Origin of the sequence: Aquirufa nivalisilvae (assembly GCF_003143535.1) — a bacterium.
Lineage (GTDB): Bacteria > Bacteroidota > Bacteroidia > Cytophagales > Spirosomataceae > Aquirufa > Aquirufa nivalisilvae.
In genome coordinates this window covers 1,732,105-1,757,138 of record NZ_CP029346.1, presented here as the reverse complement: position 1 = coordinate 1,757,138, position 25,034 = coordinate 1,732,105, and the positions used below count along the sequence as shown (strand labels likewise).

Annotated in this window: 26 protein-coding genes and 1 tRNA gene; 14 read left to right on the top strand and 13 right to left on the bottom strand. The window is 37.4% G+C overall.

Annotated elements, in window-relative coordinates; all coding sequences use genetic code 11:
• Positions 1-15: 15 nt before the first annotated feature.
• Entirely contained in the window at positions 16-168 is a 153-nt protein-coding gene (gene ccoS, locus HME7025_RS07770; RefSeq protein WP_109323090.1) for a cbb3-type cytochrome oxidase assembly protein CcoS, read from the bottom strand.
• Between the two features lie 39 nt (positions 169-207).
• Positions 208-2,727 (bottom strand): heavy metal translocating P-type ATPase, encoded by a 2,520-nt coding sequence (locus HME7025_RS07765; protein ID WP_109323089.1) that lies wholly within the window; start codon positions 2,725-2,727, stop codon positions 208-210.
• 131 nt (positions 2,728-2,858) lie between these two features.
• On the opposite strand from HME7025_RS07765, the gene HME7025_RS07760 reads away from it, so the two are divergent.
• Positions 2,859-3,239: a cyclic nucleotide-binding domain-containing protein gene (locus HME7025_RS07760; protein WP_109323088.1), complete on the top strand. Its 381-nt coding sequence runs from the start codon at positions 2,859-2,861 to the stop codon at positions 3,237-3,239.
• A gap of 249 nt (positions 3,240-3,488) precedes the next feature.
• Here the strand turns inward: HME7025_RS07760 and HME7025_RS07755 are convergent, their stop codons facing one another.
• A complete protein-coding gene (locus HME7025_RS07755; RefSeq protein ID WP_109323087.1) occupies positions 3,489-4,295 on the bottom strand; it encodes an SDR family oxidoreductase in 807 nt (268 codons plus the stop codon).
• A gap of 90 nt (positions 4,296-4,385) precedes the next feature.
• On the opposite strand from HME7025_RS07755, the gene rlmD reads away from it, so the two are divergent.
• Complete coding sequence (rlmD, locus tag HME7025_RS07750; protein WP_109323086.1) at positions 4,386-5,807, top strand: 23S rRNA (uracil(1939)-C(5))-methyltransferase RlmD; 1,422 nt, start codon at positions 4,386-4,388, stop codon at positions 5,805-5,807.
• Here the strand turns inward: rlmD and dnaB are convergent.
• Positions 5,804-7,393, bottom strand: coding sequence for a replicative DNA helicase (gene dnaB, locus HME7025_RS07745; protein ID WP_109323085.1), 1,590 nt, complete (start codon positions 7,391-7,393; stop codon positions 5,804-5,806). The genes rlmD and dnaB overlap by 4 nt on opposite strands.
• A 107-nt stretch (positions 7,394-7,500) precedes the next feature.
• Here dnaB and HME7025_RS07740 point away from each other — a divergent pair, with 107 nt between their 5' ends.
• From HME7025_RS07740 to HME7025_RS07730, 3 genes are read left to right on the top strand one after another with little or no spacing between them, the layout of a single operon-like run.
• A complete protein-coding gene (locus tag HME7025_RS07740; RefSeq protein WP_109323084.1) occupies positions 7,501-8,460 on the top strand; it encodes a PhoH family protein in 960 nt (319 codons plus the stop codon).
• A gap of 1 nt (position 8,461) precedes the next feature.
• A complete protein-coding gene (locus HME7025_RS07735; RefSeq protein WP_109323083.1) occupies positions 8,462-8,899 on the top strand; it encodes a GNAT family N-acetyltransferase in 438 nt (145 codons plus the stop codon).
• 57 nt (positions 8,900-8,956) lie between these two features.
• Positions 8,957-9,826, top strand: a complete 870-nt coding sequence (locus tag HME7025_RS07730) for a pirin family protein (protein ID WP_226998193.1) — start codon at positions 8,957-8,959, stop codon at positions 9,824-9,826.
• Between the two features lie 105 nt (positions 9,827-9,931).
• Here HME7025_RS07730 and HME7025_RS07725 read toward each other — a convergent pair whose 3' ends face one another.
• On the bottom strand, positions 9,932-10,306 hold the full coding sequence (locus tag HME7025_RS07725) for a DUF3127 domain-containing protein (RefSeq protein ID WP_109323082.1): 375 nt from the start codon (positions 10,304-10,306) through the stop codon (positions 9,932-9,934).
• Between the two features lie 76 nt (positions 10,307-10,382).
• Here HME7025_RS07725 and HME7025_RS07720 point away from each other — a divergent pair.
• Positions 10,383-10,466: transfer RNA gene (locus HME7025_RS07720), tRNA-Leu, on the top strand.
• Positions 10,467-10,504: 38 nt separating this feature from the next.
• Positions 10,505-11,497 (top strand): oxygen-dependent tRNA uridine(34) hydroxylase TrhO, encoded by a 993-nt coding sequence (gene trhO / locus HME7025_RS07715; protein WP_109325046.1) that lies wholly within the window; start codon positions 10,505-10,507, stop codon positions 11,495-11,497.
• On the opposite strand, the gene HME7025_RS07710 is transcribed toward trhO, so the two are convergent.
• Complete coding sequence (locus HME7025_RS07710) at positions 11,488-12,996, bottom strand: serine hydrolase domain-containing protein (protein WP_109323081.1); 1,509 nt, start codon at positions 12,994-12,996, stop codon at positions 11,488-11,490. The genes trhO and HME7025_RS07710 overlap by 10 nt on opposite strands.
• A gap of 10 nt (positions 12,997-13,006) precedes the next feature.
• On the bottom strand, positions 13,007-13,468 hold the full coding sequence (locus tag HME7025_RS07705; RefSeq protein WP_109323080.1) for a 3-oxoacyl-ACP synthase: 462 nt from the start codon (positions 13,466-13,468) through the stop codon (positions 13,007-13,009).
• Between the two features lie 50 nt (positions 13,469-13,518).
• On the opposite strand from HME7025_RS07705, the gene HME7025_RS07700 reads away from it, so the two are divergent.
• Complete coding sequence (locus tag HME7025_RS07700; RefSeq protein ID WP_109323079.1) at positions 13,519-14,397, top strand: nucleoside phosphorylase; 879 nt, start codon at positions 13,519-13,521, stop codon at positions 14,395-14,397.
• Here the strand turns inward: HME7025_RS07700 and HME7025_RS07695 are convergent.
• Entirely contained in the window at positions 14,378-14,863 is a 486-nt protein-coding gene (locus tag HME7025_RS07695; protein WP_109323078.1) for a GNAT family N-acetyltransferase, read from the bottom strand. The genes HME7025_RS07700 and HME7025_RS07695 overlap by 20 nt on opposite strands.
• Positions 14,864-14,913: 50 nt before the next feature.
• Between HME7025_RS07695 and surE the strand changes: the two genes are divergently transcribed.
• Complete coding sequence (gene surE, locus HME7025_RS07690) at positions 14,914-15,696, top strand: 5'/3'-nucleotidase SurE (RefSeq protein ID WP_109323077.1); 783 nt, start codon at positions 14,914-14,916, stop codon at positions 15,694-15,696.
• Here the strand turns inward: surE and HME7025_RS07685 are convergent.
• Entirely contained in the window at positions 15,686-16,288 is a 603-nt protein-coding gene (locus HME7025_RS07685; protein WP_226998192.1) for an NUDIX domain-containing protein, read from the bottom strand. The genes surE and HME7025_RS07685 overlap by 11 nt on opposite strands.
• Between HME7025_RS07685 and HME7025_RS07680 the strand changes: the two genes are divergently transcribed.
• On the top strand, positions 16,287-17,273 hold the full coding sequence (locus HME7025_RS07680; RefSeq protein WP_109323075.1) for a cation diffusion facilitator family transporter: 987 nt from the start codon (positions 16,287-16,289) through the stop codon (positions 17,271-17,273). The two genes, HME7025_RS07685 and HME7025_RS07680, sit on opposite strands and share 2 nt — an antisense overlap.
• Here the strand turns inward: HME7025_RS07680 and HME7025_RS07675 are convergent.
• From HME7025_RS07675 to HME7025_RS07665, 3 genes are read right to left on the bottom strand one after another with little or no spacing between them, the layout of a single operon-like run.
• Complete coding sequence (locus tag HME7025_RS07675) at positions 17,259-17,957, bottom strand: SDR family NAD(P)-dependent oxidoreductase (RefSeq protein WP_109323074.1); 699 nt, start codon at positions 17,955-17,957, stop codon at positions 17,259-17,261. The two genes, HME7025_RS07680 and HME7025_RS07675, sit on opposite strands and share 15 nt — an antisense overlap.
• Positions 17,957-18,661 carry a GTP cyclohydrolase I FolE gene (gene folE, locus HME7025_RS07670; RefSeq protein ID WP_109323073.1) on the bottom strand — a complete coding sequence of 235 codons (705 nt, stop codon included), beginning with the start codon at positions 18,659-18,661 and terminating at the stop codon, positions 17,957-17,959. The genes HME7025_RS07675 and folE overlap by 1 nt, the downstream gene beginning before the upstream one ends.
• Entirely contained in the window at positions 18,621-19,040 is a 420-nt protein-coding gene (locus HME7025_RS07665) for a 6-pyruvoyl trahydropterin synthase family protein (RefSeq protein WP_109325045.1), read from the bottom strand. The genes folE and HME7025_RS07665 overlap by 41 nt, the downstream gene beginning before the upstream one ends.
• A gap of 82 nt (positions 19,041-19,122) precedes the next feature.
• Between HME7025_RS07665 and HME7025_RS07660 the strand changes: the two genes are divergently transcribed.
• The 4 genes from HME7025_RS07660 to HME7025_RS07645 all read left to right on the top strand — a co-directional run bounded on the left by HME7025_RS07660 (position 19,123) and on the right by HME7025_RS07645 (position 23,981).
• Complete coding sequence (locus tag HME7025_RS07660) at positions 19,123-20,475, top strand: Gfo/Idh/MocA family protein (RefSeq protein WP_109323072.1); 1,353 nt, start codon at positions 19,123-19,125, stop codon at positions 20,473-20,475.
• A gap of 6 nt (positions 20,476-20,481) precedes the next feature.
• The gene (locus HME7025_RS07655) at positions 20,482-21,687 is read left to right on the top strand and encodes a sugar MFS transporter (protein WP_109323071.1); all 1,206 of its coding nucleotides are present in this window, start codon (positions 20,482-20,484) and stop codon (positions 21,685-21,687) included.
• A gap of 88 nt (positions 21,688-21,775) precedes the next feature.
• Entirely contained in the window at positions 21,776-23,791 is a 2,016-nt protein-coding gene (gene ispG, locus HME7025_RS07650) for a (E)-4-hydroxy-3-methylbut-2-enyl-diphosphate synthase (RefSeq protein WP_109323070.1), read from the top strand.
• A gap of 1 nt (position 23,792) precedes the next feature.
• The gene (locus HME7025_RS07645; RefSeq protein ID WP_193495309.1) at positions 23,793-23,981 is read left to right on the top strand and encodes a DUF6728 family protein; all 189 of its coding nucleotides are present in this window, start codon (positions 23,793-23,795) and stop codon (positions 23,979-23,981) included.
• Between the two features lie 2 nt (positions 23,982-23,983).
• Here HME7025_RS07645 and HME7025_RS07640 read toward each other — a convergent pair whose 3' ends face one another.
• On the bottom strand, positions 23,984-25,033 hold the full coding sequence (locus tag HME7025_RS07640; protein WP_109323068.1) for a thioredoxin family protein: 1,050 nt from the start codon (positions 25,031-25,033) through the stop codon (positions 23,984-23,986).
• Position 25,034 lies beyond the last annotated feature (1 nt).

The window sequence follows — 25,034 nt, the reverse complement described above, 5'->3', positions numbered from 1 at the left end:
GCGTTTAAATTGAGATTAATTAATAGTCTTTTTATCATCATTAAGAATGCGCATGCCTGGAGTAATGAGGTCATCTTGTTGTCCTGAGCGTACAAACCAAATAAAGGCTAACAGGAAACCGATGGCCATGAGTAAACTCAAAAAAATCATTAAGTACATTATTTCCATGGCACTATTATTTAGAGAACAAGGATTGCAGAAAGAGTTTTAGTACTCCATACTACTTTGTAAAGTTCTTTTTATATCGGGGCTTAAAATATGATTTTCCTCAGCTAAGTTGTGTACTGTATATGATTTCAATTTGTTTTTAATTTGCCTACCATAAATATTCATTCCCCAAGTAGCGATAATCAACATACTAATTGAATTTACGGGCATTAAGATGGCAGCCACTAATGGAGATAAATTCCCTTGTACTGCAAAACTTAGTCCGATGGCATTATATACCAAGGATAACAAGAAACTCATTTTGATTAAGGTAATTGCCTTTTGGGAGAATTGCAAAAATTCAGGTAAGCGACTTAGCGAACGGCCTTGCAAAATGGCATCACTGGCGGGTGTAAAATGTAAGTGATCATCTGAAACGGCTATCCCTACATGTGCTTGTTGTAAGGCACCTGCATCATTCAACCCATCTCCTATCATCATGACTTTTTTTCCTTGAGATTGTAGTTCTCGAATGAATTCCATTTTATCCATAGGACTGCATTCAAACTTCATGTGGCCTTCTTCTGAAAACCAATCTTTTAAGCTCGTTGCATGACTGGCTTTATCTCCAGAAACTAAATATACATCATAGTGATGCTGTAATTTTCGGAGCATGTATTCTACGCCATCTCGGTTTTCCCATGGGAAGTCCAAATATCCAAGCGATTCCTCTCCTATTTGTATAAATAATTGAGATTCAGATGAATAGAAGTCCTGAGGCGAATGATAATTAATGTCTAAAAATTTGGCAGATCCAAGTTTAATTGTCAAATCCCCCCATTTTGCTTCCAAACCTTTACCAGGGATTTCCTTGAAGGAAGATAAGTTGATTAAATTTCTGTTGCCTAGGCTCTGCATATAAGCACAAAGTCGACGAGAAAGAGGATGCGTAGACTGTACAGATAAAGAATATAAAAGATCTAATTCCTGTTCACTGATATGACGATTTAATTGATTTTTAGGAGCCTCAGATTTGGCAAGGGTTAACGTTCCTGTTTTGTCAAAAACTAAGGTGTCAACCTGCCCCATACGTTCTAATGCCTGAATATCCTTGACATATAAGTGGAATTTAGACAGCCAACGAACGCCATGACCTAGTGCAAATGGATATGAAATAGCTAATGCACAAGGACAAGCAATCACTAAAATACTGACCACCGAATTCTGCCATTTACTTGGATCAGCCTGTATCCAGTATGCTGCTACGACTGTTGCCAAAGTAATTAGGCCAATGGTAAAATATACTCCAACTTGATTGGCAAAGTTTTCCCAGTTTTCCATTTTAAAACTAGGATCTTTAAACGCTTGCTGTTCCCATAATTGGGTTAAATGACTTTGTTGGAGGTCTTTTTTGACTTCAATTTCGATCATTTCTCCATGATGCCTCCCTCCTGCATAGATTAAGTTTCCAGATTGTATGGGAACCCATTCGCTTTCTCCTGTAACAAAACTATAATCCATGTTACTTTTCCCTTTCATCAAAATCGCATCAGCTGGAATGATCTCTTCATTCCGGATACGCAAACAATCTCCTACTTTGATTTCACTTAATGGTGCTGTTTCCTCATTTCCATGAATGATTTTAGTAATGACCAAAGGAAAGTATGAGGTATACTTTCTTTCAAAGGATAAAAAATCAAAGGATTTTTGTTGAAACCATTTCCCTACCAACAGAAAAAACAAAAGTCCAGAAACAGAATCCATATAACCTGCTCCAGTGTGACTCAGGATTTCATAAACACTTCGGGAGTAACCCACCATAACGCCTAAAAGTATAGGCATTTCAATGGTTATTTTTTTCAATTTTAAGTGCGCCCAAATGTTTTTGAAATAATCTGAACCTGAGTAAAATAAAGCTACAGACCCCAAGACCAGGTTTAAATAGCCGAATAAGTTCTTTAAACTTCCATCTTCAATACCTAAATATTCAGGAAAACTAAAAAGCATGATGTTGCCAGCACAAAAGCCGGCAACACCTAGTTTGATGAAGAGTTGTGTTTGTTGAGAAAGTCTTTTTTTCTTCTCTTTGCCTTCGGATTCTTCGGCTAAAAGAGGTTCATATCCAATTTTTGCCAATAATGAGGCCAATTCGCCTAAACTAATCTCATTTTCTTTAAACCAAATACTCAAATCCTTCTTTCCAAAATTCAATTGCGTTTTAATAATTCCAGGATTCAGTTTGTGTAGGTTTTCTAATATATATAAACAGGACCTACAGTGAATACTGGGGAGATTAAAACTGACTTTTGAAACTTCTTGATTTGAAAACTGAATTAGTTTATCCCTAAAAGCAGGTTTGTTGAGGTAATCAAAGTTTTGATTACTAGGCGAAATACCTGGATTTACATCACAGGTGTAGTAGTTACTTAATTCATGATCGTTCAGGAGCTCATACACATTTTTACATCCCTGACAGCAAAATTCCTTCTCTTGAAATTCGATGATTTCGTCAACAAATGGCTCTCCACAGTGATAGCAGATGTTTTTTGTTAGGGTGGTATGGACAGGTTGTTCCATCATAAACTCAATCTTTTTTCAAAGTTCCTCTGAAAAAACTGCTCTGTTAATGATAAAAAGCAGGTCAAAACATGAGCATTGTCATGAAATTAATTCCAGAGTAAATCTACTTTCGTAAACAAATTTTAAAAAGTATGGATCAAATGATCGAGACCGAACGTAAAGTACTAGCTAGCGGAATAGAAATCAACTATTTAGCTAACGAATTTTTGTTCCGTCAAGGTCAGAAAGCGGAGTTTGTATTTTATTTTCAAGGAGGTGAAATTGCTTTAAAGTCGTTCAATTCCCCAGAAGGTATTATTTATCACGCCAATCCTATATTTCTAGGTATCAGTGAAGTGCTTGAAGGCAAAAAGCATAGCTTTTCTGCTGAAACACTTCAAACATCAAAATTTTTAGTTTTTGAGAAAAATTATTTCTTGATGTTAATGCAAGAGTTTGATTTTGCATCGTCCTATTTTGAACAAAAAAGTAAGGAATTCGACGCCGTATTTACAGAGCTCGTTCCTCATTAATTGCGATTTTCATTAAGAGGTTTAACCTCTAAAAAAAATAGAGTGGTAAGTTAAAAGGGTTGTACTGCCCTGCTTGACATTGTCGGGCAGGGCTTTTACTTTAGAATGTAGAATTAGGAATGAAGAATGTAGAATTAGGAATGAAGAATTAGAGATACAGAATTAATAATGAATGTTTATCTATGTGGTATTTTCAAAATCAAATAATTGACAATTTTATATTCTACATTCTTAATTCTACATTCTACATTATTTCAGCGGGCTATCTTTTTCCTTTTTCAAGGTATTGTACACCAATCGATCCATCAAACCATTCAGCCATTTGTTTAAAAAGACAGTTAGTTTTCCTTGGAAGGTTAATACTAAGGTTTTTTTCTTTTGTTCAAAGGCCGTATAAATGCGTGCCGCTACTTCTTCTGCCGACATCATTTTTTCTTCGTCACGCATTGTATCACCTGTGATTTTACCTTCTGAATTCAAAGAAGCATTTCGGATGTTGGAAGCTGTAAATCCAGGACATGCCGTTAAGACATGTACACCTGTTTCTAATAATTCTGTTCTCAATGCCTCTAAAAAGCCATTCATAGCAAATTTGGAAGCCGAATAACCAGTTCTTACCGGTAAACCTCGGTATCCCGCAATGGATGAAATACCGATGATTCCTCCTTTACTTTCTTTTATATAAGGCAAAGCAGCATGGGTAGCATACACCGTTCCCCAGAAATTGATGTCCATCAATTGCTTCAATACTTTCAGATCTACATTTTCAAACATGGACCGCATGGAAATCCCCGCATTATTAATCAATATGTCAATCCTTCCAAATTCTTGAACTACCTGAGCGACCATGGCTCTGGTTTGTTCTTCTGAACTACTATCACAAACAATAGCTTGGCAGGTAATATTGGCTGCAACTAATTCCGCCTTCGCTTCTTCAAGCTTAGCTTCATTTCTACCCGTAATAACGACTTGGGCACCTTTGTTTCCATATTCAAATGCTAAGGCTTTTCCAATTCCAGAAGAAGCACCTGTGATAATGACGACTTTGTTTTTCATATGCAAAATTTGTTCTCAAAGTTAAGCTTTTATCCCATAATTGATTGACTAGCCAAATGAAAGCCCTATTTTTGTGCCAGAATTTACCTTATGAGCGCCAGAAAATATAAAATCCCCCAAGTCCTAGAACAAATTTCCATCCTTGATTTCGCAGCTGAAGCTAAATGCATTGCGAAGGTAAACGATGAAGTTATTTTCGTACAAGGTACGGTTGCCCCTGGTGATATAGCCGATTTACGTATTCTTAAGTCGAAAAAGAAATTCAAACAAGCTCAGGCGATCAACATTCAAGCACTGTCTCCTTTTAGGACTGATGCTCCTTGTACTCATTTTGGCGTATGCGGTGGATGTAAATGGCAACACGTTTCTTATGAAGCTCAATTAGCTTTCAAACAGCGCCAAGTGAAGGATAATTTAGAGCGAATTGCTAAAGTTAAATTGCCTGAATTTCAACCTATTTTAGGTTCTGATGAGGCATATTATTACCGTAATAAATTAGAATTCACATTTTCATCTTCTCGCTGGTTAACCATTGAAGAGATTGGAAAAGATAATTTAGGTTCCATGAATGCCCTAGGATTCCACGTTCCTGGTCGTTTCGATAAAATATTACCTGTAGATCACTGTTATTTACAACCCGATCCTTCCAATGCCATTCGAAATGGTGTTCGTGATTTTGCAGAAGCCAATGGAATTTCATTTTATGAATTAAAAAATCAACAAGAAGGCGCTTTACGTAACCTGATTATACGAAATGCAAGTTCTGGTGAATGGATGGTGGTCGTACAGTTTGCTTATGCTACGGAGGAAGAAATTAGCTTGGTGATGAATTACCTAAAAAGCAATTTCCCAATGATTACTTCTTTGAATTATGTGGTGAATCAAAAAGGAAATGATACTTTCCATGATTTGGATGTCATTTGTTTTCATGGTAAGCCATTTATTGAAGAACAAATGGAAGATTTGCGTTTTCAGATTGGGCCTAAATCCTTTTTCCAAACCAATGCCAAACAAGCTTTACGTTTATATCAATTGGTTAGAGAATACGCTGATTTACAAGGAGATGAGTTAGTGTATGATTTGTATACTGGAACAGGAACTATTGCTTTGTTTTTGGCCAAATATGCAGCCAAAGTAGTAGGATTAGAATATGTAGAAATGGCAGTAGAAGATGCCAAAATGAATGCAATTCATAATAAAATAGATACAGCTTCCTTCTTTGCAGGTGATATGAAAAAGCTTTTAACAGAAGAATTCATTGCGCTTCATGGAAAACCTCAAGTGGTTATAACTGACCCTCCTCGGGCTGGTATGGATGAAGATGTGGTTCGTCAAATTCTTCAAGTTCGCCCCGAAAAAATTGTCTATGTAAGTTGTAATCCAGCTACACAAGCACGTGATTTGGCTTGGTTAGATGAAGCGTATGAGGTGGATGTTGTTCATCCTGTCGATATGTTTCCGCAAACACACCATGTTGAAAACATCGTTCGCTTACGACTAAGAAAAAGCTAGAAAGGTTCGTTCAAAGGATCAAAATCTGCAGGAGGTAAATTCATTTTACTTCCTTTAAAAACAGAATCACTATTTCCTTGCTCAAATTGAGATGCAGTATCCCCTAATTCACTGAGGTTGAATACTCCATTTCCATTGCCATCCGCAAAAGGTTGGAAATCCAAATCACAATATTTGGTGAACTTACCGATGAACTTCAACCACACATTTTCAAGGGAACCAGAACGGTTTTTAGCCATGATGATCTCTCCCATTCCTGCAATGGAATTACCTTGTTCATCTGTAGTAATGCCATAGTACTCAGGTCGATAGATGAACATAACCTGGTCAGCATCTTGCTCTATGGCTCCCGATTCACGAAGGTCAGATAATTGAGGCTTTTTATTACCTCCACGAGTTTCTGTTGAACGATTTAATTGAGAAAGCGCAATCACTGGTACATCCAATTCTTTTGCCAATTGCTTTAATGCACGGGAAATCTGTGCAATTTCTTGTTCACGGTTACCACTTGCTCCTTTTCCAGATGTATCTCCTGTCATCAATTGCAAGTAGTCAATGACTATGAGTTCAATGTTCTTTTGAGCTTTCAAACGACGACATTTAGCTCTTAATTCCAATATGGATAAAGCAGGAGTATCGTCGATATAAATAGGTGCTTGGAATAATTTATCAATCTTGGTGTGCAATTGTTGCCATTCATGCGGCTCTAATTTACCTTTTCGTATCTTTTCAGCTTCAATCTCAGCTTCAGCAGAAACAATACGATTGACCAATTGAATCGAACTCATCTCTAGCGAGAATAAGGCTACTGCATGGCCAAAGTCCAAAGCAGCATTTCTACAAGCGGAAACGACAAAGGCCGTTTTACCCATACCTGGACGAGCGGCAATGATGATAAGTTCTTGCTTTTGCCAACCTGAAGTATGGCGATCTAATTCCGTAAAACCTGAAGGAATACCGGTAAGACCACTTTTTTGCTTTTGTTTCTTTTCTAATTCATCAATGGCCTTCTTCAAAATATCCGACATACTTTCGTAGTTCTTTCGGATATTGGATTCAGCAATGGAAAACAATTCTTGTTCCATACGATCCAAAATTTGAAATACGTCAGTCGTATCTTCATAAGCTAAACGCTGAATTTCAGAAGAAACATGAATTAGTTGACGTTTAATGAATTGCTCAATGATGATCCTAGCATGAAATTCTACGTTGGACGTGGAACTTACACGCGAAGTTAATTGGGCTAAATAACTCGTCCCTCCTGCTTTTTCTAAGTCTCCATTAACTTTTAGGTAATTGTTAACGGTTAGTAAGTCGACAGGCTGCGAAGCTTGGAACAATCCCTGAATGGCCTGAAATATCTTCTGATGAGCTTCTTTGTAAAAAGTCTCAGGTTTCAATAATTCAATGACGTTGGCTAAGGGTTCCTTTTCCAACATCAAAGCCCCCAATAATGCTTCTTCTAACTCAGGTGCTTGCGGAGGAAGCTTTCCTAAGCCTAAATCACTTAATCGTGCAGGTTGATTGGAACGATTATAGCTAGAATTTGCTTTTTTAGAAATTGATGAGGGATTGTTTGATTCCATAGACTACAATTTTACAATATTTTGATAAAAATATCATTCTAATCAACCGATTAAATTTCAATTATTCTCTATTTTAGTAAATATTTTTCACCTTAACTTTTTCATACTTGTTAGAAAAAATTATTGCCTTAACGGATGTGTCTCTGGTTGATTTTCTCGGAGTCTCAAATTCCAACTTAACACTATTGACGGAAGCTTTTCCACAAACCAAAATCATTGCTCGCGGTGATCAAATCACAGTTCGCGGTTCAGATGACCAAATTTCTTTGGTGGAAGCCATTGTCAATCAATGTATCAAGCATTTAGAAAAACATAGTTCTTTGTCGGCCAACCACATGAAGGCCTACATTGATTTGATCTTAAACCCAACAGGAGAAGAAAATGAAACTCCTTGGGTGGAAGATAAGGACGTTTTGCTTTTTGGAACCAAGGGATTGGTCATTAAAGTAAAAACGCCTAATCAACGCAAATTAGTTGAAGCAGCTAGTAAAAATGATATTGTATTTGCCATTGGGCCAGCTGGTACTGGTAAGACTTATACGGCGGTAGCCTTGGCTGTAAAAGCACTTAAAAACAAAGAGGTCAAAAAGATCATTATTACCCGCCCTGCCGTTGAGGCTGGAGAAAACTTAGGTTTTTTACCAGGCGATTTAAAAGAAAAAATCGATCCCTACCTACGTCCAATTTACGACGCATTGGAAGACATGATTCCTGCAGAAAAATTGAAATTCTATATTGAGAATAGAACGATCGAAATAGCACCTTTAGCGTATATGCGTGGTCGAACCTTGAATAAAGCATTTATCTTGTTGGATGAAGCTCAAAATACCACTTCGATGCAAATGAAGATGTTTTTGACGCGTATGGGTATTCAGTCGAAAACCATCATCACAGGTGATAAATCCCAAGTCGATTTACCTAAAAACCAAGTGTCTGGATTAGGAGAAGCAGCCAATATATTAAAAGGTATTGCTGGTATTTCATTCGTAGAATTGGATGGCTCCGATGTAGTACGTCACCGCCTAGTTCGTGAAATTATTGAGGCTTACGGAAAACAAGAAAAATAAGATGGTCGAAATCACACAAGCCAAATCTTTGGAGGAAATACACGAGGTTTTTGCTATCCGAATCGAGGTATTTGTGGTGGAACAAGCCTGCTTACCATCTGAAGAGTTTGATGAATTGGATGCACAAGCCAAGCACTATTTATTGTGGGAAGATGGAAAAGCGGTGGCAACTGGTCGTTATCGCAAAACAGAGAAAGGGGTCAAAGTTGAGCGTATCGCAACACTAGCATCTGCCAGAGGAAAAGGATATGCCAGTCAGATTGTACAACACATTATTCAAGAAGCCAAAATGGCTTATCCAGAGCTTACTTACTTTTATTTGCATTCTCAACAAACTGTCATGCCACTTTATGCCAGTTTAGGATTTATGCCTTATGGTGAAACTTTTATAGAGGCAGATATTGTTCATCAAGCAATGTCACTCATAATTAGGGATTAGTTATTAGTGATTAGTGTTGGTGATTTCGGAGATTTACTCCATTAACAATTGATGATTATGACAAAGAAAGTCGAGTTAGTGTATCCTCCAGGCGAGGTACATTTTGTGGGAGATGGGTTTAGAGTGCATAATTTTATTCCTAGTCGATACGGTTTGGACATGCAACGCATGAGTCCATTCATTATGTTGGATTATGGTTCTAAACACTACTTCGCTCCTTCTAAAGAACCTAAAGGTGTGGGAGTTCATCCGCATCGAGGTTTTGAAACAGTGACCATTGCTTATAAAGGTCGTGTAGCTCATCATGATAGCAGTGGTGGAGGTGGAATTATAGGTGAAGGAGATGTTCAGTGGATGACTGCAGCTTCAGGTGTATTGCATAAAGAGTACCATGAGGAAACTTTCAGTGCCGAAGGTGGTGATTTCCAAATGGTACAATTGTGGGTTAATTTACCTGCGAAGGATAAAATGTCCCCTCCTAAGTATCAGGCTATCTCCAACCAACAAATCACGAAAGTCGATTTAGGAGATTTAGGCTTCATAGAGGTGATTGCAGGAGAATATCAGGGTATAAAAGGGCCAGCATTTACATTCACTCTCGTGAATATGCTGAATGCTAAATTAAAGCATGGAGCAAAAGCTAGTTTTTCATTTCCCGCTTCTTATAACACCTGTTTATTGGTTATTGAAGGTAGTGTATCAGTCAATGGAACAGAAGATGTTGACTTGGATAATTTAGCTTTGATGGAAAACAATGGAGAAGATTTTACGATAGAAGCTAAAGAAGACAGTATTGTATTGATTCTTAGTGGTGAACCTATCCATGAACCCATAGCAGCCCATGGTCCATTTGTCATGAATACGCGTCAGGAAATCATGCAAGCTTTTGAAGATTTTAATGCAGGAAAATTCGGGTATTTATCGTAGATAATAGAGTTCTAGCACTGCTAGAACTCTTGAAATACAGAATCCCTCAAAAAAATAAAGCCCTAGCATCGCTAGGGCTTTATTGGTATAGATCTTAATCTAATATTAAAATGGAAGATCATCTCCAGATTCAGCTTCCAATGGAGGGAACTGATAGCCACCACTAGCAGTTGGCGCTACATTAGGAGGAACAGATGGGGCTGCACCTGAACGATCTAAACGATATGCTCTGATTTCTGTATACCAGCGATCATTGTATTCTCTTGATTCTACATTGAATTGTACTTTCACAATTTCACCTTCCTGTACTGGAGCTAAATCTTGAGTCTTATCACCCCAGACCGACATACACACTTTTTTAGGGTATTGATCTTGGGTTTCAATGACAAATTCTTGCTTGATCCAATTGGTTCCGTTACGTCCAGTACCGGTTACTTCAGGAAGTTTTTTAATTAATTTTCCGCTGATTTCTAAAGCCATTCTGTTTATTCAGATTTGATGAAAACTTGATTTCCTTGCAAGTAAGCAAATATTTGGTAATTTTGCTAACCATTTTGGCGATGTGGTGGAATTGGTAGACACGCTACTTTGAGGTGGTAGTGCCGTTTTAGGTATGGGAGTTCGAATCTCCCCATCGTCACTGTTTTTTTTATTATTAATCTGTAAATCATGTTGAAGATGAAACCTTACAGTGTGTTGCTTTACTATAACTACACCCCTGTGCCAGATCCTGAGGCTTATCGGGAAAAACACCACCTTTTTTGTATTGAAAACAATATCCTAGGCCGTATTATTGTGGCATCAGAAGGATTGAATGGAGCAGTCTCAGGTCTTAAAGAAGATTGCGACAAGTACATGCAATGGTTGGAAAGCGACCCTATTTTTCAGGGAACAGATTTTGATTTTAAAATCGAAGAATTTGACAAACACACCTTTAATAAATTGCATGTGCGTGTCAAAAATGAAATCGTTCATTCCGACTTGCCTGTTAATCCCTTAGAAAGAACAGGTAAGCATTTAAAACCCAAAGAATTCAAGGAATTATTGAAAAATGATCCTGACGTAGTATTGGTGGATATGCGTTCCAATTATGAACATGAATTAGGCCGTTTCAAAGGTGCTTATACCTTTGACATGGAAAATTTACGGGATTTACCTGATCATGTGCATGAAATTGATCATTTGAAAAATAAGAAAGTCATTACTTACTGTACTGGTGGTATTAAATGTGAAAAGGCTTCTGCTTATTTACTAGAGAAAGGTTTTAAAGATGTATATCAATTGCACGGTGGTATCATTAAGTACGGTTTAGAAGAAGGAGGAGAAGATTTTGACGGATCTTGTTATGTATTCGACAGTCGTGTAGCCACTCCAGTTAATAGCGTAAATCCTTTAGTTATCTCTAAATGTCATGTTTGTCAGGAACCATCAGATCATATGGTCAACTGTGCCAATCCTGAATGCAATGAGCACTTGGCTATTTGTCCAAGCTGTTTAAAAGAAATGGATGGAGCATGTTCTCCTGAATGTAAAGATCATCCTAGAAAACGCCCATACAACGAAAAAGGGTATTATTCCAAACAATCTGTAGGCTACTCTCCTATTTTAGGTTTTAAATCCTTTAGCAGAAATGCGAAGATTGAAGAAAAACAAAAAAAGGCTCATTCGTGAGCCTTTTTGATTTCATTTAAATGGAATTCTTGAATTAACGCTGGATTTTCTGGACTTAAAGTAAAGCTTACTTCTAAATCGCCTTTTTCTCCTTCTATTCTAAATTTACCCCGCAATTGATTTTCTGGAATCATGTCATGTACCTTTTTGATAGAGCCAACTTTCAAGAATAAGGCTTCTGCCTCGCTCTTCAATACAGGTGTAAAATAATCGGAGAAAAAATTGATGGCAAAAATGCCACTTCTCTCTCCTTGGTTCCAATGTGGCAATATCTTCATTAATTCACTTTGTCTTTGTTTCAAAATGGCAGATACGTGTAAAGAACGCTTGGGTATTGATGTTGTATTCAGTAAAGAATCAATGACCTGCATATTGATGCTTCCCATATTGGCATAGGTCAAATTACTAAAAGATATAATTCCTATGTTATAATCTGGAAATATCCGCCAATTACTTCCAAATCCAGGTAATCCCCCAGAATGCGAAATGGAAGTTCTATTAGCATAATCTTTGGTAAAACTTAAGCCATAGGCATAGGCACTAAAGCTTTGACCCACCTGACCGTTAGGATATTTTTGTTTGGCATTCACACTAATAAAATTCCAGGGGAATTGCATTTCTCTGACTGAAGAACGTTTAATAGGACCTGATTCTGGATCATTTCTTTCCGGCCATGCAGATAGATGAAAAGCGACATAATGGCTGAAATCTTCCATGGTGGTAATCAAGCCTCCCATAGCTCCATAAGCGCCATCATGTTCCAATGGCTGCTCCACCCAAGATTGATTAATCCATCGATAACCTAGAGCCAATTGGTTCTTTGGTACATCCATATATTCCCAATAGGTATGTGTCATGCCTAAAGGCTTTAAAATTTTCTCTGTAATGTAAGTTTGGTATGACTGTCCAGATACTTTTTTAATGATACTTCCCAAAAGCGCAAATCCCATATTGCTGTATTCAAAGCTTACTCCAGGATTGTTTGAAAATGAAATACCTTTATTCAGCATGTCTGAGAATGCTTTTTCTGAGATCCCCAATTGTCGATCTCCCCAAGGGTTATCTTCTGGAAAACCTGCTGCATGGGTCATCAAATGCCTAATGGTAATCTCTGGGGCATCCTTTGTTACATATTTTTGATTTTTTAATTCAGGAATAAAATGGTGTGCTGGTTCATCCAATTGTAATTTTCCTTCATCTCTCAACTTCAAGATGGCCATGGTGGTGAAGCTTTTGGTCATAGAAGCTATTCGGTAATCGATTTGTGAATTGGCAGGGATTTGCTGTTGGATATTAGCCAAACCGATGGATTGAGTATGTATCAATTTACCTTGATAGACCAATCCATAAACAGCACTAGGTAGTTTTTCTTTCTCCACATATTTTTTAAAAAGTTGATCAATTTGTGGAATAAATGCCTTGATTTTTTCTTCTGTACTTTGTCCCAATGCTGATTGTATACCAATGACAATCAAGAGTAGATGTATTATTTTTTTCATTTTTTTTCTATTAATAAATGCCTTGAATGGTGATTTTCTGTTCTCTCAAAAGTATATACTCTCCTACTTTCTTTCCTAAAAATAAGCTTCCAATGGGTGATTCGGGGGAAATCGCAAAATAGTCTTTCTGTTCTAAACTGATTTTTCCTAAGCCCACCAACATATAATAAGATCCTCTATCTGTGACAATGAGCGCACCTTTGTCGATACTTTCATACGTCCTATGAATGGGTACATGCTGGATGATTTGCATGGAATGCCTATTTTGGTCGATCAAAGCAGAACATTTATCCATTTCTCTTTGCATCATTTCTCTACCTGTTTCATATTTGTCGCCAGCCGAACTCTTGGTGTCAGAATCTCTTGATTCTTTTGCCTGAACATAAGCTAGTTGAGCTTCTTGGATGTTTTGTTCCAATCGCAAGACTATTTCCTGATAAAGTTGAGATTTAATATGGTGCCAATCGCTCATGTCCGACAAGTTCAAATGATTCTTTTGGGAAATTATCAATAAATTTGTTCATGACCTATTTCTCACCGACCGACTTGATTATTAACCCAGATGGAAGTTCCTATCATTTGAACATTCGTCCGGAGCAATTATGTGATACCATTTTTATGGTGGGGGATCCAGAACGAGTAGAAAAAGTGTCCTGTCATTTTGACCGTATTGATTTCAAAATCCATAAAAGAGAGTTTGTAAGCCATTTTGGGGAACTTGCAGGAAAGCCTATTGGAGTGATTTCAAGTGGCATTGGAGCAGATAATGTAGAAATTGTCATGAATGAATTGGATGCTTTAGCAAACATAGATTTCGAAACTCGAGAGGAAAAAAGTCAAAAGCGATCCTTACATCTTATCCGAATTGGTACCTCGGGATCTATTCAAGAAGATATCCCAGTTGATTCAGTGTTAATATCTGAAGCTGCTATTGGATTTGATAATTTGGCCCAGTTCTATCATTTTTCTTCCGATAAAAGTCTTCTTCAAAATGATTTGGATCTATTTTGTCAACAAATTGGCTATCCTTTGCCCATTTATGGCGCCAAAGCTTCCAATCAATTAGTTCATCGATTCTCTCAAGATGCCTATTTTCGGGATGCATTTTTGGGAACAACGTTAACTGCACCTGGTTTCTATGCCCCCCAAGGTCGCACCGTTAGAATGGAATCAATCTTACCTGATTTTTTGAAAGACTGTTCCGTCACACTCGTGGGGAAATCAAAAATTACGAATATTGAGATGGAAACTTCAGCTTACTATGCTTTTTCAGGAGTTTTAGGGCATGAAATGATTTCATTGAATGCCATTTTGGCCAATCGCATAACACATCAATTTTCGACAAATCCAGAAAAACAAATTAGTCAATTGATCGAGAAAGCTATAGCTCTCTTTTCATGATGTAATCGTTCATGTAATAGCCCTCTCCTACATGTAAATCTAATTCTTGGTCGATTTGAAATCCTCTTTTTAGATAAAACTGAACGGCAGAATTATGTCGATTGACATTTAAATACATCGCTTTTTGACCATTTTCTTTAGCAAATCCAGCTACATATTCCAATAAAAAGGTTCCTGCACCTTGACTTTTTTGTAGTGGTCTCAAATAGATTTTATGTAGCTTTCCTTCATGCTCATTCATGGCTTCATAAGCCGCAAAACCAATAGCTCCTTCTTCCGATTCTAACATGAAAAAATGAACATTTCCTTCGAATTGCTTTTTCAAAACCTCAGTTCGATACATCATGTCCAACATGTAAACACATTGTTCTTCACTTAGGATAGAACCATAGGTAGGACGCCAAGCTTGCTCGGCTATCGCTTGTATGGTAGGAATATCATTTATTTCAGCTTTTCGGATTTGCATTCTGCAAAATTAAGAGAGCAAATTTGTAAATTCGTTAAAATTAAAAAAATATGAGTCAAGAGAAACCGCTTATTCTAATTGCTAATGACGATTCTATTCATTCTAAAGGAATTAGAGTATTAACTGAGATCATGTCAGAAATTGGCGAGGTTGTCGTAGTGGCGCCTGATAGCCATCAATCTGGGATGGGACATGCTATCACCATGGGGACTCCTATTCGTGTAACTAAAACAGAAACTTTTGGACCCAATATTCAATCCTATAAATGTTCAGGTACGCCTGCCGACTGTGTCAAGTTTGGTAAACACTATATTTTAAAAGGCCGTAAGATTGATTTGATGGTTTCAGGTATCAATCACGGTTCCAATGCATCTATTTCTGTATTGTATTCTGGTACTATGTCGGCAGCCATTGAGGCTGCCATGGAAGGAATTCCAGCCATTGGCTTTTCTCTTTGTGATTATGCCAATGATGCGGATTTTAGTCATTGCCATGATTTAATCATTAAAATTGCTCAGCAAGTTTTAGAGCACGGTTTACATGAGGGTCTAACCTTAAATGTGAATTTCCCTGCTAAATCTGAGTCGCCAATTCAAGGAATACGTGTAGCACGACAAGCTAAAGCTGTTTATCGAGAGTTTTTTGAAGAAAGAAAAGATCCATACGGCCAACCATATTTTTGGATGGATGGCTTTTTACATAATGAAGACCTTAATAATGGAACGGATTTAGATTGGTTATCTGAGAATTTTGCTACTGTAGTTCCAGTTAAATATGATTTAACGGATTATCAAGCATTAGAAGAAATGAAACATTGGGATTTTACGATATAATCGATTTGACTTTTAAAATAGTCAATAAGCTCAAAGCATCTTGAATTTCTCCGTTTTCGGCCATGTTAAATACTTCTTGTATGGGAAGTTTCCTAACAAGCAATGATTCTGTCTCTTCGGGTGAAGCGATTCCTTGCTGAAGGTCTTTAGCTAGAAACATATAGGCTTTTTCATCGGTCACAGAATTGGATAAATAGCATGTTCCAAGACTAATCCATTCTTTGGCATGTAAACCTGTTTCCTCTTCTAATTCTCTTTTAGCAGCCTCCAAAGGATTTTCCTTATTTTCAATTAAACATCCTCCTTCGGGTAACTCCCAGGAATAGGCATCTAGGGTATAACGGTGTTGTTCCACCAAATACGTATTACCTTCTTCATCTAATGGAAAGATAGAAACGGCTACATTTTTAAAATGGACCAATCCATAAATACCTTCTTTTTGATTCGGATTAATGACCTCGTGATGCTCAATTCGGATCCAAGGATTTTCATATACGGTATTTTTGGAAAGTGTTTTCCAAGGTTTATCTTGTAGTTCCATCCCGTAAAAATAAGAGGAATTGATGTATCTTTGTGCATAAATTTTTCCCATGAAACAGCGTTTGCTGCTTATTACTTTCTCGGTCAGTGTCTTGATATTAATCGGGAAATTTTATGCCTATTATTTAAGTGGTTCCACTACTTTATTGACGGATGCTTTAGAATCCATCATTAATGTGGTGGCAGGTGCTTTTGCCTTTTACTCCATTTATTTAGCCTCTTTACCCAAAGACTTGAATCACCCTTATGGCCATGGGAAAATTGAATTTTTCGCTTCTGGTTTAGAAGGCGTATTGATTCTCTTAGCTGCTGCATACATATTTTTACATGCCTCTCAGCATCTATGGACAAATCAAGAAATCAAGAGCCTGGATATGGGTATGGCCATTTCATTGGGTTCTTCTGCCTTAAATGGTATCATGGGATATTTCTTAATTCAAATGGGTAAAAAGGAGCATTCTCCAACCATGGTGGCAGATGGGAAACACTTACGTTTGGATGCTTATAATAGTTTATTAGTCGTATTAGCCTTAGCTATCACCTATTTAACTAACTGGTTATGGGTTGACTCAGCTGCATCTCTCCTATTTGCTTTTTTTATGTTTTGGCAAGGTATCCGTTTGATTCGTACCTCTGTGGCGGCTTTAATGGATGAAACCAATCCAAAAGTCTTTCGAATGGTCATTGATTGGATTACTAAAAATCAACGTGACGAATGGATTGATTTACATAATTTAAGAGTTCAGCAATATGGGGGGGATTTACATATCGACTGCCATTTGACATTACCTCGGTATTGGGATTTGAACCATGTTCATGAGGAAATTCACGACTTCGAAGGAACACTATCTCGAGTTCTCCCTACCCACATTGAGATATTTGTACACGCGGACCCCTGTTTGGACGAATGCTGTGCACATTGTCAGGTTTCTGACTGCCCAATCCGAGCGCATGCATTTCAAGAAAAAATTGAATGGAATAATGTGAACTTAGCCTTGAATCAAAAGCACTTTTTAGAACAACTAAACCGTCCTTAGGCTTCCTATTCCTCCATCTACTCCTATTATTTGACCCGTAATCCAAGAATTTTCAGGTTTTAATAAGAATACAGCCAGATTAGCCACGTCTTCAGCTTGCCCCACACGACCCAAGGGATGACGTTTTCCTCCCGCTTCCACTTTTTCAGGACTATTTAACAAGTTTTGAGCTAGAGGTGTTTGAGTTAATGAAGGGGCAACGGCATTCACTCGAATTTTAAAACTACTTAATTCTGCTGCTAAAGAACGAGTAAGTCCTTCAATGGCACCTTTCGAACTAGCTATTGATGCATGAAATCCCATTCCTGTTTGAACAGCCACTGTACTGAACATCACAATGGATGCACTTTCAGATTGTTTTAAGCAAGGTAATAAGGCTTGAATAACACGAACAGCACCTAAGACATTGATTTTAAAATCTAGTTCAAAATCAGCCGTACTTAGTCGATGAAAAGGTTTTAATACGATGCTGCCCGGGCAATATGCAATACCAGCCACAGGACCTTGAATGGATGAAAATATGCTATCATCCTCTTGAAGGGCATCCCATGTATAATTTTCAATACCCACCAAGTCAGACGCTTTTCTGGAAAAATTAAGTACACGATGTCCAGCAGCTATTAATTGCTCTGCTATGGAGTAACCAATCCCTTGGCTTGCTCCAACCACAACATAAACTCCCATTAAATGGATTGAATACTGCCTAAAAATTCTTTTTTAGTTGCTTCTTCTTGGAATTTGCCCCCATAAAATGAAGTAATGGTCGATGTAGCATCATCTTTAACACCTCTAGAAGAAACGCATAAATGTTTAGCATCAATGTAGATGGCAACATGTTCTGTCTCCAAAACTTTTTGCAAATGCTTCGCAATTTGCATGGTCAAGCGCTCTTGAACTTGAGGCCTTTTGGCATAATATTGAACGATACGGTTCAATTTGGATAATCCAATGACTTTACCTGAAGAGATATATGCAATATGTGTTTTACCAACGATAGGCACAAAATGGTGCTCACAATTGGAGTAAAAGCTAATGTTTTTCTCAATCAGCATTTCGTTGTAGCCAAACTTATTTTCGAATAAGGCTACTTGCGGCTCATTTTTAGGATTTAATCCACTGAAAATCTCTTCCACGTACATTTTAGCCACACGCTTTGGAGTACCTTTTAATGAATCATCTGTTAAGTCTAAACCTAATGTCAACATGATTTCTTTAAAATGACCTTCTATCTTTTTGATTTTATCAGCATCAGAAAGATCAAATGCATCTGATCGCATCGGCGTCTCTATTGAAGTCGCTATGTGATTATCTCCAATCTCATCATCCGTGAAATGGAAATTTTCCGTATCAATGAGCAGGGAATTCAACAAAATTTCTTTCTGTTTCATATAATCTAATTTTTAAGTCAAAGTTGGTGGCAAGCACAGCTCTCATTTTTTGATAAATAACCAAGGCAATGTTTTCAGCTGTAGGATTTAAATTAGCAAATTCGGGAACATCTAAATTAAGATTCTTATGGTCGAATTTCTGAATTATTTCCTTTTGAACCAGTTGGGAAACCTCCTTCATATCTATCACATAACCCGTTTCAGGATTAATTGTTCCAGTAATTTGCACAATTAATTCATAATTGTGGCCATGGAAATTCGGATTGTTGCATAATCCAAATACTTCTTGGTTCTTTTCATCTGACCAATTGGTATTATATAACCGATGAGCAGCATTAAAATGTTCTTTCCTAAATACACTTACACGAGGAAGCTCCATCATTTTTTTAAATTGGATATAAATTTACAGCCATAATTTGATTAAATTTCAATTTCATTATCTAAAACCAGTTTAACTATTTATGAAAAGGCGAAACTTTATTTCAAAATCGCTGCTATATACTTCATCTGCTGCCCTATTTCCCACTATTTTAAAAGGCATAACACCAGAACAAACAAAAGTGCGATTAGGTTTCATTGGCGTGGGACTTCGTGGAAGAAATCATTTGGAAATGGCGATGTTTCGTCCCGATGTAGAAATTGTGGCAATTTGTGATGTAGATCCTCAAGCAATTCAGATTTCTCAAAAAATGATTCGCGATAAGGGTCGTAAAGAAGCTGTTGTATATCAAAAAGGGGATCATGATTTTGAAAATTTAGTCAAACGAAACGATATCGATGGTGTAATTATCGCTACTCCTTGGGAATGGCATGTGCCTATGGCCTTAGCTTCCATGAAAGAAGGAAAATATACGGGTGTGGAAGTTTCAGCCACAGTTACCCTAAAAGAATCGTGGGATTTAGTGAATATGTATGAAAAAACAGGTTCACATTGCATGATTTTGGAAAATGTCTGCTACCGCCGTGATGTGCTAGCTGTTTTAAACATGGTTCGTCAAGGCATGTTTGGCTCATTAACCCATGTACAATGTGGTTATCAACATGATTTACGTGAAGTGAAATTCAATGATGGAGTTAAGCCTTATGGTGGTGGTGTAGAATTTGGAGCGAAAGGATTTTCGGAGGCTAAATGGAGAACCCAACATTCGGTTGATAGAAACGGTGATATTTATCCAACTCATGGCTTAGGGCCAGTAGCTGAAATGTTGAATATTAACCGAGGAAACCAGTTTTTACATTTAACATCTATGGCTAGTCCAGCTTTAGGTTTACATAAATATGTTGTGGATAAAGGTGGTAAAGATCACCCAAATGCCAAAACCAAGTTTAAGTTAGGTGATGTGGTTACCACGTTAATTAAATGCGCCAACGGAGAAACCATCATGATTTCCCATGATACCAACTCCCCTAGACCTTATTCTTTAGGATTCCGTGTTCAAGGAACCAATGGTTTATGGATGGATGATAATAAATCCATTTATTTGGAAGGTGTTTCACCTAAAGCGCATAGCTGGGAGCCATTCAAACCCTATCAAGAGAAATACGATCATCCACTTTGGAAGGCTCATGCACAAGATGCAGAAAATGCAGGCCATGGAGGAATTGATTATTTTGTTTTAAGAGCTTTTATTGAATCGATTAAAAATAAAGTAGCCCCTCCTATTGACGTATATGATGCGGCAGCATGGTCAGCTATTTCACCACTATCCGAAGAATCCATAGCCAAAGGATCTGCCCCTGTTAAAATTCCTGATTTCACACGTGGGAAATGGAAAACAAATCAACCTATTTTTGCTTTAAATGATAACTATTAAACCTTTATGACAACTACAAACAAACCTACCAACACCTCAGCTGCCCTTTTAATTATCGGAATACTCTTTTTTGTATTTGGATTTGTGACTTGGGTAAACTCCGTTTTAATTGCTTTTTTTAAAGCAGCCTTTGCATTAAATAACTTTGAATCTCTGTTAGTAACCTCAGCATTTTTTATTTCTTATTTTGTTATGGCCATTCCTTCTTCTTGGGTATTGGCAAAAACTGGATTTAAAAATGGTATGTCCTTGGGATTAATTGTTATGGCAGTTGGAACTGTATTATTTGTTCCAGCGGCTGAAATGTCTAATTATCCCATGTTCCTTTTAGGTTTATTCGTGATTGGTACTGGATTAGCGCTTTTACAAACAGCTTCCAATCCATATGTAACCATTTTAGGTTCTCCAGATTCTGCTGCCAAGCGTATCTCTGTTATGGGAATTTGCAATAAAGTGGCTGGTATTTTAAGTCAGTTTATTTTCGGTGGCTTATTGTTATCCTCCACTACAGATGCCAAAGATTTGAGCATAGTGGTAACTCCATATTTAATTATGACTGGAGTTTTAGTGGGATTAGCCTTATTGGTTCGCTTCTCAACTTTACCAGAAGTAGAAGCCGAAGAAAGTGATGAAGCAGCTGCAGAACAACGCTCTAGCGTATGGGCATACCCTAACCTAGTTTTGGGACTAGTAGCATTCTTCTTATACGTAGGTGTGGAAGTTATGGCGGGTGATACTATCATCAATTATGGCGTGTCGCAAGGCATTGAAATGGAAGTGGCTAAAACCTTCACCACCTATACTTTATATGGGATGTTGGCTGGATATGTAGTAGGTATTTTGTTTATTCCTAAGATTTTATCTCAACAAAAAGCCTTGAATTATTCTGCCATTTTAGGGGTTGTATTTTCCCTTGGAACCGTTCTTTTACATGGATATTATTCAGTGATGTGTTTAGCCCTTTTAGGCTTAGCCAATGCATTAATGTGGCCAGCTTTGTGGCCATTAGCTATTAGTGGTTTAGGGAAATTTACCAAATTAGGTTCTGCCTTGATAATTATGATGATTTCGGGCGGGGCATTAATTCCATTATTATATGGAGATATTGCCGATCGAATTCAAGATACACAATTGGCTTATGTCATTATGGTTCCTTGCTATTTGTTTATTCTTTTTTACGCAACAATCGGACACAAAAAGAGTTCTTGGTAATAACATCATGTAAAAAGAGCCTCATCTTATTTTCATGAGATGAGGCTTTTTGTTTGTATTTCGTAAATTTGAAATAAATATACTACCTATGTCAAGCATCCTTCAGTCGTCTTCTGCTCATTTGATAAGCGATGGGAACCTTTATGCTCCTACTTTGTATGGCTATCAAAGGAGAGAAACGATTCCTGTTTCAATCGGTGATTTGATGTTAGGTTCTGATTTTCCTATTCGAATACAATCCATGACCACGGTAGACACCATGGATACAGTGGGCTCCATTGAACAGTCCATTCGTATGATTGATGCGGGTTGTGAATTGGTGCGGATTACAGCTCCATCTGTTAAGGAAGCACAAAACTTAGAAAATATTCGAAAAGGTTTACGTTCCAAAGGCTATAAAACTCCCTTAGTAGCTGATATTCACTTTACACCCAACGCTGCTGAATTAGCTGCTAGAATAGTAGAGAAAGTGCGCATAAATCCGGGTAATTATGCCGATAAGAAGCGATTTGAAACAATTGATTATACGGAAGCATCCTATCAGTCTGAATTAGAACGAATTCGTGAAAAATTCTTGCCATTGGTGAAAATTTGCAAGGAATATGGTACTGCTATGCGTATTGGGACCAATCACGGCTCTCTTTCAGATCGTATTTTAAGTCGATATGGAGATACTCCTTTAGGTATGGTAGAATCTGCTTTGGAGTTTTTACGTATCTGTGAGGATGAAAATTACTTTAATATCGTTCTTTCCATGAAGGCATCCAATACGCAGGTCATGGTAGAAGCCTATCGTTTATTAAGTAAAAAGCTTGCTGATGGTCGTTTTAAAGCATATCCATTGCACTTGGGGGTAACAGAGGCAGGTGAAGGTGAAGATGGCCGAATTAAATCAGCCGTGGGTATTGGTACGCTTTTAGAAGATGGATTAGGAGATACCATACGTGTATCTTTAACAGAAGACCCTGAATTTGAAATTCCTGTAGCTAAAGATTTGGTTAATCGCTATGTCGGACGAAATCGTCCTAATGCTCCTATTCCAGCTCTTACTAATTTAACTGCAGGATTTGACTCCCCTATTAATCCATTTGCTCATTCAAGAAGAAAAAGTACCGAATTGTTGAATTTTGGAGGTCATCAAGTTCCTCGAGTTATAGCCGACTTTTCTCATTTGAAAAGCATAGGCATGGAGGATTTGAAATCCATTGGTCATTTTTATTTGCCAGAACCCGATAAATGGGCCATGAATGATTTGGGAGCAGATTATCTATATACGGGAACATTGGATGTGGATTTTATGCTTCCTAATGGCTTGAAACAAATTCAATCTGCTAAAACATGGATGCAATCGAGTTCTTCAGAGCATCAATATCCATTATTTGAAGCAGAAGATTGGTTGAAATCTAGCAAGAAACATACCTCCCTTAATTTTGTACATGTAGATGCAGAAGAAATTTGGACAAATGAAGTATTGGTCAATGCGTTAAAATTAGCCCAGCATGAAGTATTAGTACTTTCTTCCAGCTTCTCCAATCGAATGGCAGCCATTCGTCGGGCCTATTTTGAGTTGGAAATGGAAGGAATTAGTATTCCTGTGGTTATACAATTGAATTACCAAGATATTCCAGCAGAACAGTTTCAATTATTTGCTCCTACCGATGCGGGTGCCTTATTGATTGATGGTTTTGGTGATGGTTTGATGTTGTCATTAACAGGTCTTCATGTTCAAACTTCCCTCGTTAATTCTACTAATTTTGGAATTTTACAGGCCTGTCGAGTACGTATTTCTAAAACCGAATATATTTCTTGTCCATCTTGTGGAAGAACCTTATTTGATCTTCAAGAAACAACGGCAAGAATACGACAAGTGACTGATCATTTAAAAGGGGTGAAAATAGGAATTATGGGCTGCATTGTGAATGGCCCAGGAGAAATGGCTGATGCCGATTATGGCTATGTAGGTATTGGTAAAGACAAAATTGCCTTATACCGTGGTCAGGAAGTCGTTAAAAAGTCAGTACCAGCAGATTCAGCTGTGGATGAATTAATTCAATTAATCAAAGAAGACGGAATTTGGAAAGATCCGCAAGAAACGACCAATTAAGATGAGCAGACTAAGAGATCAATTCAGAATAGGTGAAGTATTTACCTATTTCATTCGAGTATTTCAAAAACCAAAACCAGGTACACCGACGAACTTTAATATTCGCACAATGCACATGATTAATAAAATATCGATTGTGATGTTTTTGTTTTGTGTGGCCGTGATGATTTATCGAGCTGTATTTCGCTAGAATTATTTCATCCCAAATTTACACCAATGTGATTTAGCGTAGGCCAAAGCCTTTTTGTCCTTGGTTTTTCCATTGACATAATCGCATAAATATTGGTATTCTTTTGGTCCTGGGGCATTGGGTAGCACTGCCAATAATTTTTCAATAACCTGAATAGCTTGAGAAGCTTTCTTTTGTTTGAATAACAAAGAACTTTCTACCATCCACATTCTTCTTTGAATCGAGCTAGCATCTAGTCCAGCCTTAGTCATTTGGCTCTTTATCTTTTGTATATCACTTACACTCAATTTATTTGCCTGAGAGCTAGTCAACACAATTTGAAAGATGTTTTCATAGCTCATTCGCACAGGGTTTGCCTCATAGATTTTCTCATAGGCAGGAATATGTGTGATGAAATAGTCAAATAAAGCATTATTATTATTCATCATGACCATTTGAATGGCATTGAAAGTACTTTGGGAAGTATATTGCCCTGGATTTAAGGTCTTAGCAAATTCATTGAAGGCCAAAATATTGGAAGTGGTATCGCCCACTATCCGTGCGTACTCCGCATAGTTTAATAAAAATTGCAGATTTTTATCTCCACCTTTTAATCTTTTAGCATAATTCTGTGCATTTTCCGCTGGATTAGCGGCTTTTTGAGCTATAGAATTCACATTAATGACAGAATTCTCCCTCTCTCCAAAGATCTTTGCTCCTACAATTTGTAAGGTATTAGGATCCATAAAAATGAAGGTCGGTGTAGCATTAATGTTTATTTTGAGTTTCTTCAGTAAGTTTTGATTTTCAGGATTGCGAATATCTAGTTGGAAATTGACAAATTTAGCATTGTACAAAGCACCAACTTGTGGTTGTGCGAATGTGCCTTTGAAAGCATTACATATATGACAATCTGGCGCATAGACTTCCATAAATAAAAGTTTATTCTGCTTTTTGGCAGTAGCTATGGCCACATTGAAATTACCTGTTTTGATGAAATTTATCCCCTTTTGAGCCTTAGAAGGCATAGATAGGAGTAAAATAATGGCTAGGAATAAATGGGATATTTTCATG